A 23,038-nucleotide genomic window follows, 5' to 3' on the forward strand; every position below is an offset into this window, starting at 1 on the left:
GGCAAGGAGTGGGTGTACGGCTACGAGGAGGTGGCGGCGACGCATGACCAGCATGTCGAGGGCGAGAGTGGCCCGGCGCATCGCGGCCGGAGCGGCGTACGGCGGTGGCGGGGTCGGGCTGGTCGGCGCGGCCGCGGTCGGTCTGCTGCTCGCGGAGGTACGGCTGGCCCGGCGCCATGTGGGCAACCACAGCGGCGGCCGCGTCCCGGTGGCCGACGGCGTGTACGGCCACGCCTACGACGTCCCCGGGGAACCGCCCCTCCGTCTGACCATGCTCGGCGACTCCACGGCGGCCGGGCAGGGCGTGCACCGGGCGGGCCAGACACCGGGCGCGCTGCTGGCCTCGGGCCTGGCGGCGGTGGCGGAACGCCCGGTGGAGCTGCGGAACGTGGCGCTGCCGGGCGCCCAGTCCGACGACCTGGACCGCCAGGTGGCGTCGGTGCTGTCGGGGGCGTCGCCGGTCCCGGACGTGTGCGTGATCATGATCGGCGCGAACGACGTGACCCACCGGATGCCGCCGACCCGTTCGGTACGGCACCTCTCGGCGGCGGTACGACGGCTGCGCACGGCCGGCGCGGAGGTGGTGGTCGGCACCTGCCCGGATCTCGGCACCATCGAGCCGGTGCAGCAGCCGCTGCGCTGGCTGGCCCGGCGGGCCTCGCGGCAGCTGGCGGCGGCGCAGACGATCGGGGTGGTGGAGCAGGGGGGACGGACCGTGTCGCTGGGCGACCTGCTGGGCCCCGAGTTCGAGGCGAACCCGCGGGAGCTCTTCGGGCCGGACAACTACCATCCCTCGGCGGAGGGGTACGCGACGGCGGCGATGGCGGTGCTGCCGACGGTGTGCGCGGCGCTGGGCCTGTGGCCGGCGGAGGAGGAACGGCCGGACGTGTCGCGGCGCGAGGGCTTCCTGCCGGTCGCCCGGGCGGCGGCCGAGGCCGCGTCGGAGGCGGGTACCGAGGTCACGGCGGCGATGCCGACGGGCCCGCGAGGCCCCTGGGCGCTGCTGAAGCGCCGCCGCCGACGCCGCGTACCGGAAGCCGAACCGGCCCGCCCGTCCCTGTGACCCACCTGGACCCTCCAGGTTCCAGCCCCCCCGCTCTGCCTCCGCCCACGGCCCAACCGACCCGGCCGGCTGCAAAGCGGGGCAGGGTCTCCCTCCCCCCAAGCCTCCCCAGCCCCTGGCACGGGGGCCCGGGAGGCGGGCGCCGGATCGGGGAGGCCGGAGCCGGGGAGGCGGGGACCGGGGAGGCCGTGACCGGAGGGCCCAGAGCAGCACCCTGGGACGGCACCCAGGACCCGATGTGGCCAAAGCCGTCGCAGGCCAAAGCAAGCGCTTAGTAAACTGCGGCCAGTGTCACACCGCGACACCGGTGACCTGGACCATACGTAGCGGTAACTTCCCAACCGGCCCTGCCCGAGAAGAAAACCCCGTTCACTGGAGCCGTGATGCCCGAAGCCGTCATCGTCTCGACCGCCCGCTCCCCCATCGGCCGCGCCGTCAAGGGCTCCCTGAAGGACCTGCGCCCCGACGACCTGACCGCCACGATCATCCAGGCCGCGCTCGCCAAGATCCCCGAGCTGGACCCCAAGGACATCGACGACCTGATGCTCGGCTGCGGCCTCCCCGGCGGCGAGCAGGGCCACAACCTCGGCCGGATCGTCGCCGTACAGATGGGCATGGACCACCTGCCGGGCTGCACGATCACCCGGTACTGCTCCTCGTCCCTGCAGACCTCCCGCATGGCCCTGCACGCCATCAAGGCCGGCGAGGGCGACGTCTTCGTCTCGGCCGGTGTCGAGATGGTCTCCCGCTACGCCCACGGCAGCTCCGACATGCCCGGCACGCACAACCCGCTGTTCGCCGAGGCCGAGGCCCGCACCGTGGCCACCGCCGAGTCGACCGGCTCCACCTGGCACGACCCGCGCGAGGACGGCCTGCTGCCCGACCCGTACATCGCGATGGGCCAGACCGCCGAGAACCTGGCCCGCGCCAAGGGCATCACCCGCCAGGACATGGACGAGTTCGGCGTCCGCTCGCAGAATTTGGCCGAGCAGGCCATCAAGAACGGGTTCTGGGAGCGCGAGATCACCCCGGTGACCCTCCCCGACGGCACGGTCGTCAGCAAGGACGACGGCCCGCGCCCCGGCGTCACCCTGGAGGGCGTCTCGGGCCTCAAGCCGGTCTTCCGCCCGGACGGACTCGTCACCGCCGGCAACTGCTGCCCGCTCAACGACGGCGCCGCCGCCGTCGTCATCATGAGCGACACCAAGGCCCGCGAGCTGGGCCTGACCCCGCTCGCCCGGATCGTGTCCACCGGCGTCTCCGGCCTCTCCCCCGAGATCATGGGCCTCGGCCCGGTCGAGGCGAGCGAGCAGGCGCTCCGGCGCGCCGGTCTCACCATCGACGACATCGACCTGGTCGAGATCAACGAGGCCTTCGCCGCCCAGGTGATCCCCTCCTACCGGGAACTCGGCATCGACCTCGACAAGCTGAACGTCAACGGCGGCGCCATCGCCGTCGGCCACCCCTTCGGCATGACCGGCGCCCGGATCACCGGCACGCTCATCAACTCCCTGCAGTGGCACGACAAGCAGTTCGGCCTGGAGACGATGTGCGTCGGCGGCGGCCAGGGCATGGCGATGGTCATCGAGCGCCTCAGCTGATCCACCGTCCGTAGCGAGGCGGGCACCTTACGTCAGGAAGCGGCCCGGAACCGAGGAAACTCCCCGGTTCCGGGCCTTTTCGTGATCGAATCTCCCCCAGGATGTGACCTATCTCGCTCGACGGACACATCGGCGCAGGTCAGTGCAGGTCAGCGCGGTCCCTGACGAAACCGCAAGGCCAAAGTCCTGTCCGTTTCGTGACGTTACGCACTGACAGCTGCTTAGTCCGCCCTTCAAGCTGATGTAGGAAGTCGGGGGTCGACTTTGAACCGGGAGTACGTCAGTGAGCGCCATGCCGATCGCCCTGCTGCTCACCACGGCCGCCACGGGCGCCGTGGGCGTCGCCGTCCTGCGCACCGTCCTGAAGCTGCGCCGCCAGCTGGCAGAGCTGCAGACCCAGCTCGCCGAGAACCAGTCGGCCGCCATGCGCGCGCTGCTGCCGAACGCCCGCAGCGGCGCCGACGCCGACCAGATACGCGCCGCCGTGGCCGAGGCGCTCGCCGAGGAGCGGGAGCGCGAGCTGGCCGAGGCACGCGCCTTCTGGGCCGCGCAGGAAGCCCGTGACGCCTCCGACACCCCGACCCTGCTCGGCCTGCCCGACACCGAGCTGTTCCTGCCCCGGCAGACCGACTTCGCCGGCCTGGAGCCGGTGTCCGAGCCGACCGCCGACGCCGACGAGTTCGCCGGGGAGTCCCCCGAACTGGCCGCGGCCCGCCGCCGTCACCCCTCGCACCCCGACTTCGTCCCGGTGCAGTCGCCCGCGGTGAACGACCACGAGCGCACCGTGACCACGCTGGAGCAGCTGGCCGCCGAACGCGTCGAGCTCTCCGACGTCCGCCCGGGTCCCCTCGGCACCCTCGACGTCTACGTCTTCGCCGACGGCACCACCCTCTGCATGACCCCGGGTCACCGCGAGACCGCCGAGCGCCTGGCGGCGGCGGTGGACGCGGGCGAGGCCCCGTATCTGCTCGGCGGTTCGGGCGTCTCCGGCGCCTACACCCTCACCTTCGCCTACGGCGAGGACGACAGGAACATGGTCTACATCCTGGCGGACAGGGTCATCGCGTCCCTGTAGGGAACGGCGCTCAGACCCCTGCCCTCCGGCGGGCCTCCTCGACCACCCGCACCGCCTCGGCGACTTCGTCGTCGCTGCGCAGCACCATCGCCAAGTCGTGCACGGCCACGAGGATCTGATCGGCCGCGGCGAACATGCCGGCGTCCGGCATCTGCCGCGGTTCGCTCCCGGGCTCCTCGACGGCCTGGGCCCGCCGGGCCAACTCCCTGGCCAGCTCGAGGGCCTCGGCCGCGGCACCCCGCTGAAGCCGGCTCTGCGGCGCCGCGCGCAACTTGTCGGCGAAGTGATCCACTGCTCGGGTCAAGGGCGTCGTATCAACCACGCGCCGAGCGTAACGTGCCGCACTGTTGCCAATACGCGAACGCTCAGGCACGGTGACGTGAAGGACCGGCTTACATCCCCTTTGCGTTCGGAGGCGCCGATGTCCCAGCTCTTCTCGGAGGAGACCCACCGCAATCTGCTCGCCCGCATCCCCCACTGCACCGGTCGCGAAGTGTCCGACTGGTTGCGCACCGTCGAAGAAGGCCCCGCCCTGTTCCGCTTCGAGGAGAAGGTCAGCTGGCTCCGGCACGAGTACGACCTCGCGTACGGCCACGCGAAGGCGATCGTCCACGAGTACGACCTGAGGAGGGCGGCACGCAAGCTGCTCTAGCCGCCGCCGAAGACGGCGAAGGGCCCCGGGTCGGGACCCGGGGCCCTCCTCATGACCGGCGCAGGCGCTAGTCGTTGTTGGTGAAGATCGCCACCAGCCGCAGCATCTCCAGGTAGATCCACACCAGGGTCACGGTGAGACCGAACGCGGCGAGCCAGGACTCGTTGCGCGGGGCGCCGTAGGCGATGCCGTCCTCGATCTGCTTGAAGTCGAGGGTCAGGAAGAACGCGCCGAGCACGATGGCGATGATGCCGACGAGCGCGCCGAGCGGACCGAAGCTGCGCAGACCGCCGTCCTCGGCGACGCCGAACACGACCAGCAGCAGGTTGACCGCCATGACCACCAGGAACGCCATGGCGATGGCCATGCCGATGCGGGCGTAGCGGGCGGTGACGCGGATCCAGCCGGCCTTGTAGACGAGCAGGGTCGCGGCCGAGACCGCCATGGTGCCGAGCACCGCCTGGAAGGGGGCGCCGCTCCAGCGGCTGTTGTACATCTCGCTGATGACACCGAGGAAGACGCCCTCGAAGGCGGCGTACCCGAGGATCAGCGCGGGCGACGGGGTGCGCTTGAAGCTCTGGACCATCGCCAGGACGAACGCGACGATCGCCGAGCCGACGGCCAGGCCGTAGCTGGTCGCCGTGACCGGCAGCAGCGCCCAGGCAAGGACGGCGCCGACGGCGACGGTGCCGAGCGTGATGGCCGAGCGGACGACGACGTCGTCCATGGTCATCCGGTCGGTGGTGGCGGGGGCCTGCGGCGGCGCGCCGGCACCCTGCTGGGCGTACGGGTTCTGGGCGTAGGGGTTCTGCGCGTACGGGTTGCCCTGTGCGTACCCGGCCTGCGGCGCGGTGTTGAAGCCGGCGTAGCCGTTGTCGCGGCTGAACCCCCGTCGCGAGAAGACCGGGTTGCTGCTCCTCATTTCACTCCTCCATGGCTGCCGTGCGCAGCCTTGGCTCAAGAGTAATGGATTGGCAAAGGACCGACCATGATACTTGAGGAGGATCTTTCCCCTGCCGTGCTGCCCAACACGCTACGCGGGCGAGTGATTCCCGGCCATGGGTGATCGCCTTCCATGACGAACCTGCTACCTCGCCGAGACCCGCCGCTAACCCAGCGGGAATCCGGTGTACGCCTCGGCCAGGTCGGTCTCGGCCGCGCGGGAGGAGGCGATCCGCTCCAGCCGGGCCCGTTGGAGGCGGGCGTCGAAGGGGGTGGCATCCGGGGCCGGATGGAGCATCGTCGTCATGTCGTAGGAGAACCGCTCGGCCTGCCAGACGCGGCGCAGACAGGTCGCGGAGTAGGCGTCGAGGAGGTCCGCCGAGCCGGTCTCCCGCTCGTGGACGAGGGCGCGGGCGAGGGTGACGACGTCACCGACGGCGAGGTTCAGCCCCTTGGCTCCGGTCGGCGGCACGATGTGAGCGGCGTCACCGGCGAGGAAGAGCCGGCCGTGGCGCATCGGCTCGTGCACGAAGGAGCGCATCGGCGTGACCGACTTCTGGGTGATGGGGCCGCGTTCCAGCCGCCAGCCGTCCGCGGTCTCGAAACGGCGCTCCAGCTCCGACCAGATCTCGTCGTCGGTCCACTCGTCGGCGTCCGTGCCGGCGGGCACCTGGAGATAGAGGCGGGAGACGGACGGGGAGCGCATGGACAGGAGGGCGAAGCCGCGGTCGTGGCGGGCGTAGACGAGTTCGTCGTGCGAGGGCGCGACGTCGGCGAGGACACCGAGCCAGGCGTAGGGGTACGTCCGCTCGAACACCCGGGACAGCGCGGCCGGGAAGGCGGCCCGGGCCGCGCCCCAGAAGCCGTCGCAGCCCACGGCGTAGTCGCACTCCAGCACGTCCTCGCGGCCCTCGTGCCGGAACCGGATCCGCGGCCGGTCGCCCTCGGCGCCCTCCACCGCCAGCGCCTCCGCCTCGAACAGCAGCGGCCCGCCCTCTTTCAGCTGAAGGGCGATCAGGTCCTTGCAGACCTCGGTCTGGGCGTACACCATCACCGACCGACCCCCGGTCAGGCCGGGGAAGTCGACGCGGTGGCGGCGCCGGTCGAAGCGCAGTTCGATGCCGTCGTGCCGCAGGCCCTCCCGGTCCATCCGCTCCCCGGCGCCGGCCGCGCGCAGCACGTCGACGGTGCCCTGCTCCAGGATTCCGGCGCGCTGCCGATGTTCGACGTAGGCGCGGTCGCGGCTCTCCAGGACGACCGAGTCGATGCCGGCGCGGTACAGCAGCCGCGCGAGCAGCAGTCCGGCCGGCCCGGCTCCGATGATGCCGACGGTGGTGCGCATCGGTTCGTCCCTTCGAGTCGACTCTAGACGTTCGCACAGTGAACTTTTCTTCACTTACCTCGCGCCAGAGTCTGCGCCGGGGGCCGAACGATGTCAATGGGGCGCATCGCGCCCCATTGAGCCGTCGCCGGGCGCCGCGTTCAGCGGCCCGGCCAGCCGTCCAGATGACGGTGCAGGGTGACGGTGGGCTGCGCGGCCGCCTTCGGCGCGTGGGCGACGGCATCGCGCAGGACCGCGCTCACCTCGCCCGCCAGGCCGTCGACCCGGGTCTTCAGCTCGGCCGCGGGCAGCGCGCAGCGGGTCAGCGCGTCCAGCCGGCGATGGATGTCGGCGAGCCGCTGCCGGGTGCCGGCGTCGAGGGTGAGCGGTGCCGGTGTGGAGACGACGAACTGGTAGGCGCCGGCGAGGGTCTGGCAGCCGGTGCACTCCTTGTTGGCCGCGTCGCTGAGGTTCACGGCGTTCAGGTGTGTGCGCTCACCGGCGAACGTGACGATCTGGAAGGACAGCGCGACCGACCGGCAGTGGTCGTCGGCCGAGCAGCCGGCCGAGACGGCGTTGGCCTGATTGCGCGCCGCCGCCGCGTTGACCGTGCCGAACTGGCGGATGGTGAAGGAGTCCTCGGTCCGCGTGTGATGGGCTCGATCGGCGTGGCTGAAGACGTGGTCGGAGGCGAAGGCCATGTGCGAGGCGCCGGTCGTCGCCTGGGCCGGTACGGCGGTGGCCGCACCGGCGATGCCGGCCGCGAACAGGCCAAGGCCCAGGGCGCGGCGGGCGAGGGGGTGGTTGCTGGAGCGTGCCTTGCGGTGGCTGCTCATGGGTTCTCCTGCGATGTCATGAGGACTGCCTGCGAAGAGCGGTCTTCGGGCAGTGGCTTCGGGCGGTGGCTCGGGGAATGCGACGTCGGGCGCCGGCCTTCGGGACGTCAGGGCGACGCCGGTGCGGGCGAGTCGCCGGACGGTGTGGGCGTGGGGCTTGCGGTCGGTGACGTGGGGACGCTCTCCGACGGGGTCGGGGAGCTCGGGGTGCCGGGGTCCTCGCTGGTGGGCGGGGGCGTAGTCGCGGTGCCGCCGTCGGTGGAGGAGTCCGGCTCATGGGACTTCGAGCCGGTCGGCTCGCCCGGTGCCGGAGCCGACGCCGAGAACTGCGGCGCGGAGGCGGACGCGCTCATCGAGGTGCCCGGCGACGGCCCGTCGCCCGACGCCGACGCGGACGCCCCCGGCACCGCCGAAGGCGACACGGAGGCACCGCCGGTGCCGTACCCGCCGGGCCCGCCGGGGCCCGGGGTCGAGGCGTCCCGCGGCGAGGGCTCCTCGGTGGGCACCCCGGGCTGCAGGATCGGTGCGATCGGGGGCTTCTTCGGCAGCGGCTTCGGGGTCACCCCGGACACCCAGGCGTAGGAGAGTCCGGTCAGTCCGGCGAGGGCGAGCACGCACAGCGCGAGCCGTAGCCGGGGCCGTCCGGCGGTGGAGCGTTTCGCGGCCCGGAAGAGCCGGCCGCCGATCTTCACCGACAGATAGACGACACCGGCCATCGGGCAGAGCAGCATCACGCAGCCGATCACCCCGACGAGTCCGGCGACGATCTGCCCGTGCGCGAAGGCCCCGCCGGTGCCGAGGAGTTGCTCGGTCAGCGAGCGGACCATCGTGGTGAGGATCCGGGGCAGGTTCCACAGCGCGTAGCCCATCTCGCCGACGATCAGCGGCACCATCGTCAGCACCCAGCCGGCCACGATGGTGCGCGCGGACCTCTTCAGCCCGGCGACCTCCGCGCGCGCCGCCCGGCCCTTGGCGCCCGGCGCGAGCGAGAGCAGGATCGGCTTGATCTTGCCGTAGAGATCGGGAACTCCGGCGAGGTCGCCCAGGATGTAGTAGCCGTCCAGGCGGACGGCCGGCATCAGCTGTTCGAGGATCTCGAAGTGCCCGAGGTAGACGGCGGCCAGGAAGAACTGCGCCCCGGTGGCGAAGTAGGCCCCGGCCATGGCCAGCATGAAGACGACGTTGAAGTACACCCCGCCGAGGTCCGTGCGCAGCCGGCCGGCGCGGGAGATCCGGTAGACGTCGGTGACGTCGGTGTACATCGACGGCCAGATGAGGAACAGCCCGCAGCCGATGCAGCCGGGCCGGGCGCCGCCGTACCGGCAGGCCGAGGCGTGGCCGAACTCGTGGAAGACGAGCGAGGCCACGGTGAGGGCGAAGACGATGAGGATCAGCACCGGCTGGTCCAGGACCTCCAGGACCGGTTCGATCGCTCCGAAGAAGCCGAACAGCCAGACGTCCATCACGAGTGCCGTGAGCAGGACGGCGGCGACCACGACCGGGCGGTGCAGCCAGGCCAGGGCCCGCGCGATCCGCGCCGTACGGCGTTCGTCGAAGATCACCCGGTGGCCCTTGAGGGCGAGCAGCAGGTCGGAGCGCGGGGCGTCGACCTCGTCGTCCTCCTGGCCCTCGGGCACGCACACGCCGAGCGGTTCGAGCTTGTTCTCCACCAGGTAGCGGATGTTCTCGCCGCTGACCTCGCGGCCGTAGCGGGCGCTGACCCGGTGGGCGATCGTCTCGACGTCGCGGACGCCGTCGACGGACGACGCCACCAGGTACAGCAGCCGCGACAGCTGGACGACCTGCCCGTCCCCCCGGCGGGCGATGTACTTCGGTTCGGTGAAGCCCGAACCCTGGTACTCGCCGTGCAGCCGCAGTCCCGCGCTGAGCCGCGGGGCCGGCTGGACCGGCGTTCCCAGGACCGGCAGGCTTCCTGTCGTCACCTGTTCGTACGTCACCGGCCAGCCGCCGGGCCCGGGTACCGGACCGGTGTCGTACAGCGCGCTGGTGCCGTCGTCGAGCACCGTCATGTGTGGTCTCCCCCCACGTTCCCCCCGGAAAAGACCGCGGGGACGGACCGCCCGCACGCCCTGTGCTCGTCCGCCCTCCGAGGCGTTCGGCGCCCCTTCGGGCCGGTGCGGTCCGTCCCCACGACCGTGGCGCCGTTACTGCGTGACGGTGATGGTCTGCTGGGCCGACGACTCGGCGGCCGACCACGAGGAGTGGTCGTTCAGGGCCGCCGACTCGTTGTGGGCGCTGATGTTCGCCACGTGCTTGGTGACGTTGACCGTCCGGTGGAAGCTGAACTTCAGCCGGCCGAGGGCCTCGCGGCCCGGCAGCAGCTCCGCGGACTCGCCGTCCAGCTCGCGCATGTCCATGCTCATGGTGGTTGTCCTTTCGTGGTGGGTGGGTCGGTGCGCGCGGGTTACTGGCTGACGCTGATGGTCTGGCCGGCGGCGGAGTCGGCCACGGACCACGAGGAGTGGTCGTTCAGGGCGGCGGACTCGTTGTGCGCGCTGATGTTCGCGACGTGCTTGGTGACGTTGACCGTCCGGTGGAAGCTGAACTTCAGCCGCCCCAGGGCCTCGCGGCCCGGCAGCAGCTCCGCGGACTCGGCGTCGAGCTCGTGGGCGTTCAACATGGTCGATTCCCCCTCGGGAAACAGGCGCTTCCGGTCGGAGAGAGTCAGGTTCCCCCCGGACTCTGTCCAACTTGGTCGGACGGGCTGTCCAACGAGATTGGACACTAGAGCCTCGTGACACCGGTCCGCAACCCCGATCCGGTGAATCACCCTTTCGGCGGCCCCGCTACCCGACCGTAGAATCGGCGCTGACAGGCACGGTCAGGTCGAGCGGCGAGCAGGAAGTGGACTTCGGTGGCCAACGCACTGCAGCAGTTGATCCGTGAGCGTCTCGACCGCAAGGGCTGGTCCTACGGCGACGTGGCACGGCGCGGCGGCGTGCCCCGCTCCACCGTGCACCACCTGGCCACCGCCGACCGGGTCGTCCGCATGCCCCAGGCCAGCACGCTGGAAGGCCTGGCCAAGGGCCTCGAGCTGCCGCTCGACGCCGTGCGCCGGGCCGCGGCCGAGGCCTGCGGCATCCACGTCTACGGCGCCCCGTCCGCCGAGGACGCCGACGGCACGGCCGCCCGCACCACCGATCCCGAGGTGGACCTGCTCATCGCCAGCGTGCAGCAGCTGTCGGCCGAGGACCGCCGGCATGTCGCCGCCCTGGTCGAGTCCCTGCTCGGCCGCTCCGCGGGCCCGGCACCGGAGAAGTGATCCGGCGGTCCGCTCGTGGACCGCGCCGGAAAAATCATGCAACTTCCCCCGAATTGACCCTCATCGCCCGCTAGTCTCTCGTCCTGCCCGAGGAGCGAGAGCCGTACGACCACCCGGGCTCTTTGGGGGGAACGTGTTGTTCGTGCATGGCGGGCCCACCACCGCGGTGGTGCGGGCCCCCGCCGGTGAATCGGTCGTCCTGCTCTCCGGCGAGCTGCCCGAGGTGCTCACCGAGGCCGCGGTGACCGAGCTGCTGGACCTGGCCGCGGCGATCCTGGACGCGGACGAGCTGGAGCTGTTCCACACCTGCCTGCGCACCCTGCGCACGGACGGGCTCCGGGCGGGCCGGCGCATCGAGGTGGACGGAGCGGTACTGACGGTGTACGAGGGGACGTGAACCGGCACGCCCGCGAAGGGCGCCCGAGGCCTCGCCGTCCGTCGGCGCCGACCGGCTCGGACCCTCGGACCGTCACCGTCCGACGTAGGGGCCGAGGAGGGCGGACATGGCGGCGCAGGCCAGGTAGTTCTTGGCGTGGTGGAATCCGAACCCGGCGTGGATCGTGTCCGTCAGGTCCAGCGCGACTCCTTGGAAGAAGGTCGCCAGTCGGGGCGGTATCGCCACCGGGTCGCCCGGATCGGCGATGTTCACCCATCGCTCCACGCCGGGCGGACGCGTCCCCAACCGGTGCCGGGGACCGTTTTCGGGCCGTGGCGAGAGACGGTCGAACACGGCTCGCGGCAGGGCCAGCGGGGAACCGGCGGTCACCAGCAGCTCCACCCGCAACTCCGGGTGGGCGTGCAGGGCTTCGTAGGTGACGACGGAGCCCAGTGAGTGCGCGATGACGATCCGGGGGCGGTGGCGTGCGATGCGGCGAGCGACCTCCTCCCGTGCGGCCAGCCGCTCCACGGCGTCGTCGGCGCGGACGTAGGCGGCCATCTCGCGGAAGAAGACGCGGATGAAGAGTTTGGTCAGCCGGCCGTCCAGGCTCAGTCGCTCCGCCACCCACGACGCGGCGTAGCGCAGCGGCAGGGTGAGAGCGCCCTGGCTCACCGCCTGGGGTGCATCGAGTGCGGCCAGCCAGGCGGCCATCAGTTCCCGCTCGAGGGGATCTGCCAACTCCTCGGGGTCGCCGCCCCCTTGGGAGACGGGGCCAGGGTGCAGCAGCGGTGCGTAATAGGCGAAGTCGAGGTCGATGAGTGCGGGGTCGGCGGTCAGGCCGACCGCCAGATGCTTCGTCCAGTCCTGGGCTTGAGCGGTGCGTACCTCGTCGGGTGTCTGGCGGCGGTTGTAGTGGCCCACTCCGTGGACACCGACGACACGCACAGGTGAGGTAGCGGTCATGACATCTCCTGCCGGATCGCGGTGGCTTGCAGCGCCAGGACTTCGTGGCCCATGCCGACCACGACGGTCCCGTCGGGGCCGAGGGCGGCGCTGTGGGGAACGTCGGGCAGCGAAAGGCGGGCCAGCAGCCGGCCGCCGAGGGGATCCCAGACCCGTACGGTCAAGTCCTGTGCGGTGCTGACCAGCCGGTTCGCACCCTGCTGGTGCAGGACGGCGAGATCGGTCACCGCGGCGTCGTGGCCGTCCAGGACAGCGAGCCGTTCGCCGCCGTCCGCGGCCAGGATCCGGATGCTGCCGTCGTCCGCCCCGGCGAACGCCACCGGGCGTCCGCCGAGTCGGGAGGCCGCCACGGCGGTGACGGGTGACGGTCCGTCGTACGCCAGCGGCACCCGGGAACGCCGCCAGTCCAGGTCCCACACCCAGTGCAGTTCCGCCTCCTGGGCGAACACGGCGGCCAGACGGCCGTCGATGACGGCCACGTCCATGGCTCGGACCATGCAGTCGAAGGTGTCCACGCGAAGCCGGCGAGCCGTGTCCCACACCCGGACCCTGCCGTCCGCACCGGCCGTGACGGCGAAGGTCACACCGCCGCCGACCACCAGGCCCACCTTCCGTACCCCGTCGGAGTGGCCGTCCAGGACGACAGGCCTGCGGCCGCTGCCCACCTGCCACACGTGAGCGGTTCCGTCGTCGCTTCCGGTGAGAACCACGGGCTGCTCACCCGGCGCGACGGTCACGGCCAGGTCGTTGACCGGGCCCGTATGGTCCTCCAGCACCACGAGGGTCTGTCCGGCGAAGACATCCCACACGCGGGCCGTGCCGTCCCGGCCGGCGGTGAAGGCGACCATGCGTCCGTCCACGCAGGCCGCCCTCACACGGGTCACCTCGTTGGTGTGACCTTCCAGGCTGGTCGCCGTGCTGCGGGCGGACAGGTCCCACACGTGCACGTTGCCTGCCTGTCCCGCGGTGACGGCCATGGGCCAGCCCGCGGGGTCGCCCACGGCGACGGCCGTGAGCCATTCCGCGGGCCGGGCCCTGGTCGTGGTGGCCGTGATCCGGAAGGTGCTCAGGTCCCACACCCGGGCCGTGCCGTCCCGGCTGGACGTCACGACCACGGGCAGACCCTCCAGCCGAGCTGCCGCGACGCCCGTCACCCAGTCGGTGTGTCCCCGCAGCACCGCCGTGTTCCGGCCGGAGACCAGGTCCCACACCCGGGCCGTGCGGTCACGGCCGGCCGTGACGGCGGTCGGCCTGCCGTCGACCACGGTCAGTGCCGCGCCCAGCACCCAGCCCTGGTGTCCTTCCAGGACCATCCCGCCGGCCGGGACGTTCTCGCCGAGGTCCCAGACGGTGGCCGAGCCGTCGTAGCGCGTGGTGACGGCTACCGGCCACCCGTCGAGTACCGCGGCCGCCACCGAGATCATGGGCTCGGCGCGGGCCGAGAGGATCCGCCGCGTGCAGCGCACCCGGCGGTCGGCGCCGATGGTCAGTTCCCACACCCAGGCCATGCCGCCGGTTGCCGTCGTCACCGCCATGCACCGTCCGCCGACCTGCAGGACGGCCAGGGCGGTCAGCGGAGCCGATGCCCCCGGGCGCGCGTCGGCGACGCCCATGGCGTGTCCCTCCGCGAGATCCCACACCCGCAGGGTGCTGTCCCAGCTGACGGTGACGACCACCGGCAGACCGCCCAGCTCGGTCACCGCCAGCCCTGTCACCGGGCCCGTGTGCCCTTCCAAGGTGTGTGTGGTCAGTCCGGTGGCGAGATCCCATACCCGCACGCGGCCGCGCGACCCGGCTGTCACCGCGACCGGCAGACCGTCGAGCACCGTCACGACCACGTCGGTCACCGCCTGGGTGTGGTCCTCGAGCGTGGCGGTCAGCGCGGTCGACGCCTGCTGGCCCGTGGCCCACGGATACTGCCAGCCGGTGCCGTGGGCGAGGTGGTGTCTCAGCGGCCCGGCGATCCCGAACCGGGCCGCGTCCAGGGCCAGGATCTGCCGCCGCTCGTGCGGACTCAGCCGGCGGTGGGCCGAGTAGGAGGCACGGTAGACCGCCGCGGCTATCCGGGCCTCCCGGGTGCTGGCGGTGGGCAGCATCGTCAGTACGGCGTCGGGCTCTGCTTCGGCGAGGAAGTCGGCGTCGAGCAGGAGCTCGTCACTGCGGTGGGCCTGGACGGCGTGCTGGGCGGCGTGCCGCAGGAGGTAGGGATCCGCCACCTGCCACAGTCGGCGGCCGTCCGTGTGGGGGACGCAGTGCAACAGGCGGTCGAACACCTGTGCCGCGTACGGCGATTCCGCGGAGGCGCTCACCAGGCGTCCCTTCCCCCCTCGTGGGACGGGCTCTTGGGAGTCCGCGGCGGGGGAAACGCGGCCGCCGGCCCGTACGGATCGGCCCGCAGCCGCTCGGCGAGGCCCTCGTGGAAGAGGCGGTACAGAGTCGTGCCGTCCACGTCGACGTCATGCCTCAGATAGAACCGTGCCTGGTCGAGCGCCTGCCTCACCTGGTCCGGGTCCATCGGCTCACCGGCCGGGAGCTGCGACGGGGCGAAGGCCCCGGCCGTATGGGCTAGCACACGTTCCGGCATACCGAGCCCCTCGGCGTGAGCCAGGGCCGCGAGCACCGGGCGCATCCAGGTCCGCTCCCCCGGCCGGGCCAGATCGAGTCTCAGCAGTGCCGTCAGGTCACGCGGGGCGGCACGCCCCAGTTCCCGGGCGCGGGCCGGATCGCTCTCCACCGGAAGGGTCAGGACGTGCCGTAGATACAGCCCGGCGACGAGGAACTCCCCCCATTCCAGGGGTGCTTGTTCCAGGGAGCGGCGCTCGCCCGTGTCGCCCGCGAGCCGGTCGGCGATCCCCAGGGCCAACGCCTTCGCGGCGGCGGCGTTCTCCCTGAGCTGGTAGGGGCCCGCGCTGGCCAGGAGGTCGCGCACATACGCTTGCAGATCGGCGTGCAGGTCGGCCCGGTCAGCCGCGTTGAGGTCGACCAGCACCCCGGCCGTCCGCGCAAGGTCCAGCAGCGGCTCGGCGAAAGGTTCGGGCCGCGTGCCGATCAGCAGGCGCATCGTGTCCACGCGCGACGCCTCCTGTGCCAGGGGCAGCAGCAGTGCCCGGACCACGTCCTCCGGGCGCTCCGCCTCGTCCAGTGCGTCCAGCGCCAGCGTGGCGGGCCGTCGGGTGTCCGTACCCGCCAGCCGGGCCAGGCCCTCCGCGTCCCAGCCCGCGGACGGCCGGTCCGCGGCCGACGCCCCCAGTTGGCGGGCCAGTGAATCGGCCACCTCCTCCAGGGTGCGGCGCCGGGCGTGGACCACCGCGAGTTTGTCGTGCACGGCCGGACGGTGCGGCAGCGGAAGCCACAACTGGCGGGTGATGCCGTGCAGTTCGGGATGGGCCGCGCAGACCAGGACACCGAGCAGGGCCGACTTGCCCACGCCGGGCTTTCCCGTGACGGCCGCGAACGGTGGCCCGTCGCCGTTGAACCACTGCGACAGCAGCGCGGCCTCCGTGCGGCGCCCGCGGAAGTAGCCGTGACCGATGCCGGCGTCCAGCGCCTCGCCACCGGCGCCGCGGTTCATGAAGTGCAGGGGGTCGAACGCTTCGTCGACCAGCGGTGCCAGATCCTGCTCGACCTCGGCCAGCACACCGGCCCGCGCCCTGGGCGGGTAGTGCGGGTTCGGGAAGAACGGCAGGTGGTCGAGCGTGTCGAAGAAGGGGATCCGACTGCCCTCGGGCTGTTGGAAGAACTTCTCTTCCCGGCTGTATTCGGCTACCAGGCGGGTGATCTCCCGTCCGACGGTGGCCAGCGGTATGTAGCGCAGCGAGGCGTCGGCGCGCAGGACACCGTCGCTGTAGGCGTGCAGAACAGCGGCGGTGGCGCGGCTGAGCCGGTAGTTCCATGCCTGGTCCTGCGCCGCGGAGGCGGCGATCACCCAGGCCCTCCGCTTGCCGGTGGGCATCTGCTGGTGCCATGGCAGCTCGGCGGCGGTGCCGGAGTGACACAGGTCCAGGATGAAAAGGGTCAGCGGCCGCGGCTTGTCCGGGTGCGACTCGATCAAGCTGATCCACGCGGCCACGGGGTCGTCCACGTTCCGCCCGTCCCGGCCGACCACGTGCAGGGTGCGTTCACCGGTCTGGGCGAGCCGTCCATGGGCCACCAGGTGGACGATCAGCACGGCATCGTCGTCGGCGGTGGTGATGGCGGTCCGGATCTCGCCGGAGGGATCGAGGGCCCGCCCGGCGGGGGCATCCCGGTCGGGCTCCCCGTGGGGGGCGTACCCGAAGCGGGCCAGTGCCCGAGCCACCTCGGCGGCGTGCCGGGGTGCCGCGGCGAGCGGATCGAGGTCCTGGCTGTCCAGGGCCGGCGGCCCGGCAGCCTCTTCCGCGTCGACAGGAAGGCCGATGGCCAAGACCTTCCGCGGCCCGGACTCCCCGCTCACGCCCGAGCCCTCCCGCAAACGCGCGAGCCTCTCCCCGGCGCCTGCGTCAACTCCCCCGTCGATCACCCGCGTTGCCCCCCAACAGCCCCTCTTCCGGGTAGCGGATCACCAGCCGATTCTGGCACGCGGCCCTCGCGCCCACCACCGACCGCGCACGCCCGCCCACAACCCCACGCGCCGCTGTCAGGACTTCGGTGGGATGCCCTCACGACATCTGATCGGTGACCAAGAGTGACGCCCAGGCGACCTGCAGGCCGAGAAGGACGCCGCGAAGCGGGTCGGCGGCGCGCTCCAGGGGAGGCAATCGCGACCAGAACCGCAGCCGGCGGACCGCTGTCGGACCACTCCCGAGGGTGGCCCCCGCCCCGCGTCGCAGACGAAGTGGTGCCCGGAGCCGGACTTGAACCGGCACGCCCGCGAAGGGGCAGCGAGGTTTAAGCTCGCCGTGTCTGCATTCCACCATCCGGGCAGGCCATGGGGCTCCGCTTCGAGGTTCGAGCCTATCGGGACGCATCCCCCGAACAGCGGAAGGGCGGACCGATGTTGTCTTATTTTATTGACGCCTGAGGGTGCATCAGCCCGCGGAACGGGCCATCCGCACTTGCCAACAGCCTGACGTGACGGGGGTACGCCCGTACGCGGAATGACGGAATTTCACCGTCCGAACGAGGGTGTTCCACCCGTTCTCGACATCGTTCGACAGCGGTTCGACGGCGATCCGGCCAGTGCCGCTCTCAGGGTCCGCCGTCCTCCCCAGGTATGACGCGGCGCTCTCCCGTCCGACCCCAGTCGCCCCCCGGAACCGGAACAGCGACTGACTACACGCGTCCTCGGCGCCGGGACGATGGAACGGTCCCCATGGAACACACGTCGTCCCGACAGGAGCACCGTCCCGTGACCACCACACCCACCGCCGGCCGGACCACCGCCGTGGCCGCACGCGCCACGGAGCTGTCGAAGATCTACGGGCAGGGTGAGACCCGGGTGGTCGCCCTGGACCGGGTCTCCGTCGACTTCCGGCAGGCCGAGTTCACCGCGATCATGGGCCCGTCGGGCTCGGGCAAGTCCACGCTGATGCACTGCGTGGCCGGCCTCGACACCTTCTCCTCCGGTTCCGTGCGGATCGGCGAGACCGAGCTGGGCTCCCTGAAGGACAAGCAGCTCACCAGGCTCCGCCGGGACAAGATCGGCTTCATCTTCCAGGCCTTCAACCTGCTGCCGACGCTGACCTCCCTGGAGAACATCACCCTGCCGATGGACATCGCCGGGCGGAAGCCGGACAAGGCCTGGCTGGACCGGGTCATCGCGATGGTCGGCCTGTCCGATCGGCTCGCCCACCGGCCCTCCCAGCTCTCCGGCGGTCAGCAGCAGCGTGTCGCCGTCGCCCGCGCCCTGGCCTCCAAGCCCGACATCATCTTCGGTGACGAGCCGACCGGAAACCTCGACTCGCGCTCCGGCGCCGAGGTCCTCGGCTTCCTGCGCAACTCCGTGCGCGAACTGGGCCAGACCGTGGTCATGGTGACGCACGACCCGGTGGCGGCGGCGTACGCGGACCGCGTGGTCTTCCTGGCGGACGGCCGGATCGTCGACGAGATCCACGGCCCCACGGCCGACTCCGTCCTCGACCTGATGAAGCAGTTCGACGCGAAGGGCCGTACCTCCTGATGTTCCGCACCGCCCTGCGCAACGTTCTCGCGCACAAGGCCCGGCTGCTGATGACCGTGCTCGCCGTGATGCTCGGCGTGGCCTTCGTCGCCGGGACGCTCGTCTTCACCAACACCATTTCCGACGCCTACCAGAAGAGCTCCGCCAAGGGCTTCGACCAGGTCGACGTCGCCGTACGGCCCACGTACCAGGACTCCGAGGGCGACAAGGTCGGCAAGCTGTCCGACCTGACCCAGGCCACGCTCGACAAGGCCGCCGCGGTCCCCGGTGCCGCCTCCGCGACCGGAGTCGTCGGCGGCTTCACCGCCGTCGCCGGCAAGGACGGCAAACTGGTCGGCGGCGACTGGCAGTCCAACGGCGGCAACTACTGGGGCACCAAGGACGCCCGGTACCCGCTGGTCGGCGGCCACGCCCCGCACGGCGCGGGCGAGGTGCTGCTCGACTCCAGGACCGCGAAGCGGGCCGGCTACCGGGTCGGCGACACCGTGCGGCTGTCCGTGAACGGCCCGGTCCTCACCCCGATCCTCGCCGGCATCTTCACCACCGACGACGGCAACGTCTCCGCCGGCGGCAGCCTCGCCCTGTTCGACACGCCGACCGCGCAAGCGCTGTTCGGCAAGAAGGGCACGTACGACGAGATCGACGTCAAGGCCTCGGCCGGCACCAGCCAGACCGCGCTGAAGGCCCGGCTGGACAAGGCCCTGCCCGCGCACCAGGTGAAGACCACCACCGCCGAGCAGCTCGCCGACGACCAGGCCAAGCAGATCGCCGCCTCGATGAGCGGCCTGAAGCAGGCCCTGCTGGTGTTCGCCGGCATCGCGCTGTTCGTCGGCACGTTCATCATCGCCAACACCTTCACCATGCTGGTCGCCCAGCGCACCCGGGAACTGGCCCTGCTGCGCGCGGTCGGCGCCTCCCGCCGCCAGGTGACCCGCTCGGTGCTGACCGAGGCGTTCGCGGTCGGCGCGGTCGCCGGCGTGGCGGGCCTCGCCGCCGGCGTCGGCATCGGCGCGGGCCTGCGCTCGCTGCTGGGCTCCTTCGGCGCGAGCGTGCCCGACGGGCCGCTGGTGATCAGCCCCGGCACCGTGGTGGCCGCCCTCGCGGTCGGCATCCTCATCACCATGCTGGCCGCCTGGCTGCCCGGCCGCCGGGCCGCGAAGATCCCGCCGGTGGCGGCGATGAGCAGCGTGCACGCCAAGGCCACCACCAAGTCGCTGGTGCTGCGCAACACGCTCGGCGCGCTGTTCGCGGCGGCCGGCGTCGCGGTGGTCCTCGCGGCCACGTCGATGGACACCGACTCCGCCCAGGGCCCGATGGGCATCGGCGCGGTCCTTCTCATCATCGGCGTGTTCATCCTGACCCCGCTGCTGTCCCGCCCGCTGATCGCGGCGGCCGCCCCGGTGCTGCGCGCCTTCGGGGTCTCGGGCAAGCTCGCCCGCCAGAACTCGGTGCGCAACCCGCGGCGCACGGCGGCCACCGCCTCGGCGCTGATGATCGGCCTGACCCTGATCACCGGTCTGACGGTGATGGCGGGCAGCCTGCAGACCGCGATCGACAAGATGGCCTCCTCGGCGATCCGCGCGGACTACGTCGTCTCGATGGCCAACCGCTCCCCGCTCTCCCCGGACGTGGCGACCACGCTCGCCGCCACCGACGGCGTCACCGCCAGCAGCCCGCTGCGCAACGCCGAGTCCCGGATCGACGGCAAGACCGAGTTCCTGACCGGGGTCGACGGCTCGTCCATCGGGAAGCTGACCGACCTGAAGGTGGACGAGGGCTCGTTCACGGTGAGCGGCACGCGGGTCGTCGTCGACAAGGACCGGGCCAAGGAGTACGGCTGGACACCCGGTTCGCACTTCACCGCGCACTTCGAGGACGGCAAGGCACGGCAGCTGACCGTCGCCGGTGTCTACGAGGGCAACGACATGATCAACGGCATCATGCTCGACGACAAGGTCCTCACCCCGCACCTGAAGGACCCGGCCGACATGCAGGTCATGGTCAAGACGGCGGACGGCGCCTCGGACGCGACGAAGACCCGGCTGACGAAGGTCCTCGGCACCAACCCGGCCATCAAGATCCAGGACAAGCAGGACATCTCCAACAGCATCGCGCAGATCTTCACGACGATGCTGAACATGCTCTACGGCCTGCTCGGCATGGCGGTGATCGTCGCGGTCCTCGGGGTCATCAACACCCTGGCGATGTCCGTCTTCGAACGCGCCCAGGAGATCGGCATGCTCCGCGCGATCGGCCTGGACCGCAAGGCGGTCAAGCGGATGGTCCGCCTGGAGTCCCTGGTGATCTCCCTGTTCGGCGGGGTGCTCGGCATCGGCCTGGGCGTGTTCTTCGGCTGGGCGGCCGGTCAGCTGCTGGGCACGAAGATGCCGACGTACGAACTGGTCCTGCCCTGGGCCCGGATGGCGGTCTTCCTGCTGCTGGCGGGTACGGTCGGCGTCCTCGCCGCCCTGTGGCCGGCCCGGCGCGCGGCCCGGCTGAACATGCTGGCGGCGATCAAGGCCGAGTAGCCGTACGGCACGGCGAAAGAGGGGGTCTCGCAGCCGCGAGGCCCCCCTTTGCCGTACGAACCGTCAGGTGTTCCAGGTGCGGGTGCGCAGCGGCAGGCCGGACGCGCCCGACTCCGGGGTGCGGACCGCCAGGACCTGGTTGACGCCGATCCGGTTGTGTTCGAACGCGAGCGCGGAGGCGGCCATGTACAGCCGCCAGACGCGGGCCCGGCCGGGGCTGGTGAGGCGGACCGCGCGGTCCCACTCCCCCTCCAGGTTGGCGACCCACCGGCGCAGGGTGCGCGCGTAGTGCTCGCGGATGGACTCCACGTCCCGCACCTCGAACCCGGCGCGCTCCAGCTGGGTGACGGTGGTGCCCAGGGGTGCGAGTTCGCCGTCCGGGAAGACGTAGGCGTCGATGAACTCGTCCACGGAGTACGCCGACTCGTCGTGCTGCGGGCGGCGGGCGATCTGGTGGTTGAGCAGCCGCCCGCCGGGCTTGAGCAGGCCGTGCAGCCGGCGGGCGTACTCCAGATACCGCTCGGCCCCGACGTGTTCGGCCATGCCGATGGAGGAGACGGCGTCGAAGGGCCCGTCCGCGACGTCCCGGTAGTCCTGGACCCTGATCTCCACCCGGTCGGTCAGCCCCTCGTCGGCGACGCGCTTGCGGGCGTACGCCGCCTGCTCCTGCGACAGAGTGATCCCGACGACGCTCACGCCGTGCTCACGGGCCGCGTGGATCGCCATCGAGCCCCAGCCGCAGCCGACGTCCAGCAGCCGCTGACCGGGCCTCAGACCGAGCTTGGCGCAGACGAGTTCGAGCTTGTCCCGCTGGGCGCTCTCCAGGGTGCCGTCGTCCTCCCAGTAGGCGCAGGAGTACACCATGGACGGCCCGAGGACGATCTCGTAGAAGTCGTTGCCGACGTCGTAGTGGTGGCTGATCGCCCGCTTGTCGCTGCGCCGGGTGTGCAGATGCCGGCGTGGCCTGCGGACCTCCTCGCGCGGCGGCGCGGGCGGGACCGGGGGCCCGGCCAGCTTCAGCAGTTCGAGGGCGGCGGCCCGTACGGCGGGCTCACGCAGGGACTGCAGGAGGCCGCGGGCGTCCTCGCCGCGCTCCCACACCAGTCCCGCCAGCGCGTCGAGCGCGGTGTACAGGTCGCCCTCGACGTCCAGGTCCCCGGAGACCCAGGCGCGGACGAGGCCCAGCTCGCCCGGTTTGAACAGCATGCGGCGCAGGGCCCGGCGATTGCGCACGACGAGCGCCGGCGCGTCCGGCGGCCCCGCCTGCGACCCGTCCCAGGCCCGGATCCGTAGCGGGAGCGCAGCTCCCAGCCCTTGCTCGGCAAGACTCCTCAGCCGCGACGCGGCGTCGGCCATGGCGCACACCTCCAAGACGAGATCCCGGATGCCGGTAACCACGTAAACACCGTTGGCCGTCCGGCGCAGTCCCGCAAAGGAGTTACAACTGGGCAAAACAGCTGTATGGGCCATACGAATGGCAGGACCGGCCGGGGGGTGCGGAGTGTGCGCGAGGCCCTGCCGTCGGTCAAGTCACGACTTGCAGGGGCATGACGTGCGCTCGGGGGCCGGGCCGTAATGGATGACGTACCCGGCTTCCCTTCTCCTCATCGGATGTGCATTTCCATGGTTCGCCTTTCCAGGTTCCACCGTCTCGCTCTGCTCGCCGCCTCGACGGCGGTCGTCACCGGTGGCGCGCTGTCGCAGGGCAGCGCTTTCGCCGCCACTCAGTGGCAGGAGATCACCGACTCCCCGAGCGGCATCTCCGTCCGGCTCCCCGGAAAGCCCGTGATGCAGAGGTACAGCGATCACGGAGTCAACAGCCGGGACTATGTGGTGCCGACCCGCTACGGAGCCCTGGGCTTCTCGGTGTTCGACGGGCCCGCCCACGCCCAGGCCGAGCCGTGGGACCTGAAGACCGGCCTCAAGGCCGCGGTGGACGGCTACAACAGCGCCGACATCGGCGCCGGACTGCGCGGCACCGACGTCCACGAAGGCACCAAGGACGGCGACCGCTATCTGGAGGCCAAGCTCGTCGGCGTCGGCGGCAGGACGGGGCACATCCGCTTCGTCGACCACGGCAGGCAGTCGATCGTGGTCATGACCGTGGGTCACGACGACCAGCGCGACGCCGTCGACCGGGACTACCGGCAGGTGCTCGACAGCGTCAAGGTCCCGGACCACGGCCCCCGGCAGGCCCAGGGACCCGCCGTGTCCACCTGACCGGTGTGCGGACACGCCGAAGGGGCCGCCCGCACCACGGATGGCAGGCAGCCCCTTCGGCGTGTTCGGCAGACCTGG

20 protein-coding genes and 1 tRNA gene are annotated in these 23,038 nt (G+C 71.6%); 9 read left to right on the forward strand and 12 right to left on the reverse strand.

Annotated elements, in window-relative coordinates; translation table 11 throughout:
* Positions 1-43: 43 nt before the first annotated feature.
* The 3 genes from ACQPXS_RS20715 (at position 44) to ACQPXS_RS20725 (ending at position 3,739) form a co-directional block, all read left to right on the forward strand.
* Positions 44-1,063: an SGNH/GDSL hydrolase family protein gene (locus ACQPXS_RS20715; protein ID WP_351807405.1), complete on the forward strand. Its 1,020-nt coding sequence runs from the start codon at positions 44-46 to the stop codon at positions 1,061-1,063.
* Between the two features lie 383 nt (positions 1,064-1,446).
* Complete coding sequence (locus ACQPXS_RS20720) at positions 1,447-2,664, forward strand: acetyl-CoA C-acetyltransferase (RefSeq protein WP_433450834.1); 1,218 nt, start codon at positions 1,447-1,449, stop codon at positions 2,662-2,664.
* Positions 2,665-2,947: 283 nt separating this feature from the next.
* Positions 2,948-3,739 carry a hypothetical protein gene (locus ACQPXS_RS20725; protein WP_356311686.1) on the forward strand — a complete coding sequence of 264 codons (792 nt, stop codon included), beginning with the start codon at positions 2,948-2,950 and terminating at the stop codon, positions 3,737-3,739.
* A 10-nt stretch (positions 3,740-3,749) separates the two neighbouring features.
* Here the strand turns inward: ACQPXS_RS20725 and ACQPXS_RS20730 are convergent, their stop codons facing one another.
* Positions 3,750-4,061: a hypothetical protein gene (locus tag ACQPXS_RS20730; RefSeq protein WP_351807400.1), complete on the reverse strand. Its 312-nt coding sequence runs from the start codon at positions 4,059-4,061 to the stop codon at positions 3,750-3,752.
* 99 nt (positions 4,062-4,160) lie between these two features.
* On the opposite strand from ACQPXS_RS20730, the gene ACQPXS_RS20735 reads away from it, so the two are divergent.
* Positions 4,161-4,391: a DUF4287 domain-containing protein gene (locus ACQPXS_RS20735; protein ID WP_020940491.1), complete on the forward strand. Its 231-nt coding sequence runs from the start codon at positions 4,161-4,163 to the stop codon at positions 4,389-4,391.
* Between the two features lie 67 nt (positions 4,392-4,458).
* Here ACQPXS_RS20735 and ACQPXS_RS20740 read toward each other — a convergent pair whose 3' ends face one another.
* From ACQPXS_RS20740 to ACQPXS_RS20765, 6 genes are all read right to left on the reverse strand, one after another.
* A complete protein-coding gene (locus tag ACQPXS_RS20740; RefSeq protein WP_433450835.1) occupies positions 4,459-5,313 on the reverse strand; it encodes a Bax inhibitor-1/YccA family protein in 855 nt (284 codons plus the stop codon).
* Between the two features lie 186 nt (positions 5,314-5,499).
* Positions 5,500-6,675, reverse strand: a complete 1,176-nt coding sequence (locus ACQPXS_RS20745; protein WP_366487928.1) for a 4-hydroxybenzoate 3-monooxygenase — start codon at positions 6,673-6,675, stop codon at positions 5,500-5,502.
* A gap of 140 nt (positions 6,676-6,815) precedes the next feature.
* The gene (locus ACQPXS_RS20750) at positions 6,816-7,490 is read right to left on the reverse strand and encodes a hypothetical protein (protein ID WP_433450836.1); all 675 of its coding nucleotides are present in this window, start codon (positions 7,488-7,490) and stop codon (positions 6,816-6,818) included.
* Positions 7,491-7,597: 107 nt separating this feature from the next.
* Positions 7,598-9,520 (reverse strand): hypothetical protein, encoded by a 1,923-nt coding sequence (locus ACQPXS_RS20755; protein WP_433450837.1) that lies wholly within the window; start codon positions 9,518-9,520, stop codon positions 7,598-7,600.
* A 135-nt stretch (positions 9,521-9,655) separates the two neighbouring features.
* Positions 9,656-9,874 carry a hypothetical protein gene (locus ACQPXS_RS20760; protein ID WP_433450838.1) on the reverse strand — a complete coding sequence of 73 codons (219 nt, stop codon included), beginning with the start codon at positions 9,872-9,874 and terminating at the stop codon, positions 9,656-9,658.
* A gap of 41 nt (positions 9,875-9,915) precedes the next feature.
* Positions 9,916-10,131, reverse strand: coding sequence for a hypothetical protein (locus tag ACQPXS_RS20765; protein ID WP_399177023.1), 216 nt, complete (start codon positions 10,129-10,131; stop codon positions 9,916-9,918).
* Positions 10,132-10,365: 234 nt separating this feature from the next.
* Here ACQPXS_RS20765 and ACQPXS_RS20770 point away from each other — a divergent pair, with 234 nt between their 5' ends.
* Entirely contained in the window at positions 10,366-10,773 is a 408-nt protein-coding gene (locus tag ACQPXS_RS20770; RefSeq protein WP_433450839.1) for a helix-turn-helix transcriptional regulator, read from the forward strand.
* Positions 10,774-10,915: 142 nt separating this feature from the next.
* Positions 10,916-11,170: a hypothetical protein gene (locus tag ACQPXS_RS20775; protein WP_356311696.1), complete on the forward strand. Its 255-nt coding sequence runs from the start codon at positions 10,916-10,918 to the stop codon at positions 11,168-11,170.
* 72 nt (positions 11,171-11,242) lie between these two features.
* Here ACQPXS_RS20775 and ACQPXS_RS20780 read toward each other — a convergent pair whose 3' ends face one another.
* The 4 genes from ACQPXS_RS20780 to ACQPXS_RS20795 all read right to left on the reverse strand — a co-directional run bounded on the left by ACQPXS_RS20780 (position 11,243) and on the right by ACQPXS_RS20795 (position 17,016).
* A complete protein-coding gene (locus tag ACQPXS_RS20780) occupies positions 11,243-12,115 on the reverse strand; it encodes a serine peptidase (RefSeq protein ID WP_433450840.1) in 873 nt (290 codons plus the stop codon).
* Positions 12,112-14,424: a WD40 repeat domain-containing protein gene (locus ACQPXS_RS20785; protein ID WP_433450841.1), complete on the reverse strand. Its 2,313-nt coding sequence runs from the start codon at positions 14,422-14,424 to the stop codon at positions 12,112-12,114. Before ACQPXS_RS20785 ends, ACQPXS_RS20780 begins: the two co-directional genes overlap by 4 nt.
* On the reverse strand, positions 14,421-16,547 hold the full coding sequence (locus tag ACQPXS_RS20790) for a hypothetical protein (RefSeq protein WP_433450842.1): 2,127 nt from the start codon (positions 16,545-16,547) through the stop codon (positions 14,421-14,423). Before ACQPXS_RS20790 ends, ACQPXS_RS20785 begins: the two co-directional genes overlap by 4 nt.
* A gap of 382 nt (positions 16,548-16,929) precedes the next feature.
* A tRNA-Leu gene (locus ACQPXS_RS20795) sits at positions 16,930-17,016 on the reverse strand.
* 425 nt (positions 17,017-17,441) lie between these two features.
* Here ACQPXS_RS20795 and ACQPXS_RS20800 point away from each other — a divergent pair.
* Positions 17,442-18,212: an ABC transporter ATP-binding protein gene (locus ACQPXS_RS20800; protein WP_433450843.1), complete on the forward strand. Its 771-nt coding sequence runs from the start codon at positions 17,442-17,444 to the stop codon at positions 18,210-18,212.
* On the forward strand, positions 18,212-20,740 hold the full coding sequence (locus tag ACQPXS_RS20805) for an ABC transporter permease (RefSeq protein ID WP_433450844.1): 2,529 nt from the start codon (positions 18,212-18,214) through the stop codon (positions 20,738-20,740). The genes ACQPXS_RS20800 and ACQPXS_RS20805 overlap by 1 nt, the downstream gene beginning before the upstream one ends.
* A gap of 63 nt (positions 20,741-20,803) precedes the next feature.
* On the opposite strand, the gene ACQPXS_RS20810 is transcribed toward ACQPXS_RS20805, so the two are convergent.
* Complete coding sequence (locus ACQPXS_RS20810) at positions 20,804-22,096, reverse strand: class I SAM-dependent methyltransferase (RefSeq protein WP_433450845.1); 1,293 nt, start codon at positions 22,094-22,096, stop codon at positions 20,804-20,806.
* Between the two features lie 267 nt (positions 22,097-22,363).
* Here ACQPXS_RS20810 and ACQPXS_RS20815 point away from each other — a divergent pair, with 267 nt between their 5' ends.
* Positions 22,364-22,960 (forward strand): hypothetical protein, encoded by a 597-nt coding sequence (locus tag ACQPXS_RS20815; protein WP_433450846.1) that lies wholly within the window; start codon positions 22,364-22,366, stop codon positions 22,958-22,960.
* Positions 22,961-23,038 lie beyond the last annotated feature (78 nt).

Source organism: Streptomyces sp. CA-142005 (genome assembly GCF_050942335.1).
Taxonomy (GTDB): Bacteria; Actinomycetota; Actinomycetes; order Streptomycetales; family Streptomycetaceae; genus Streptomyces.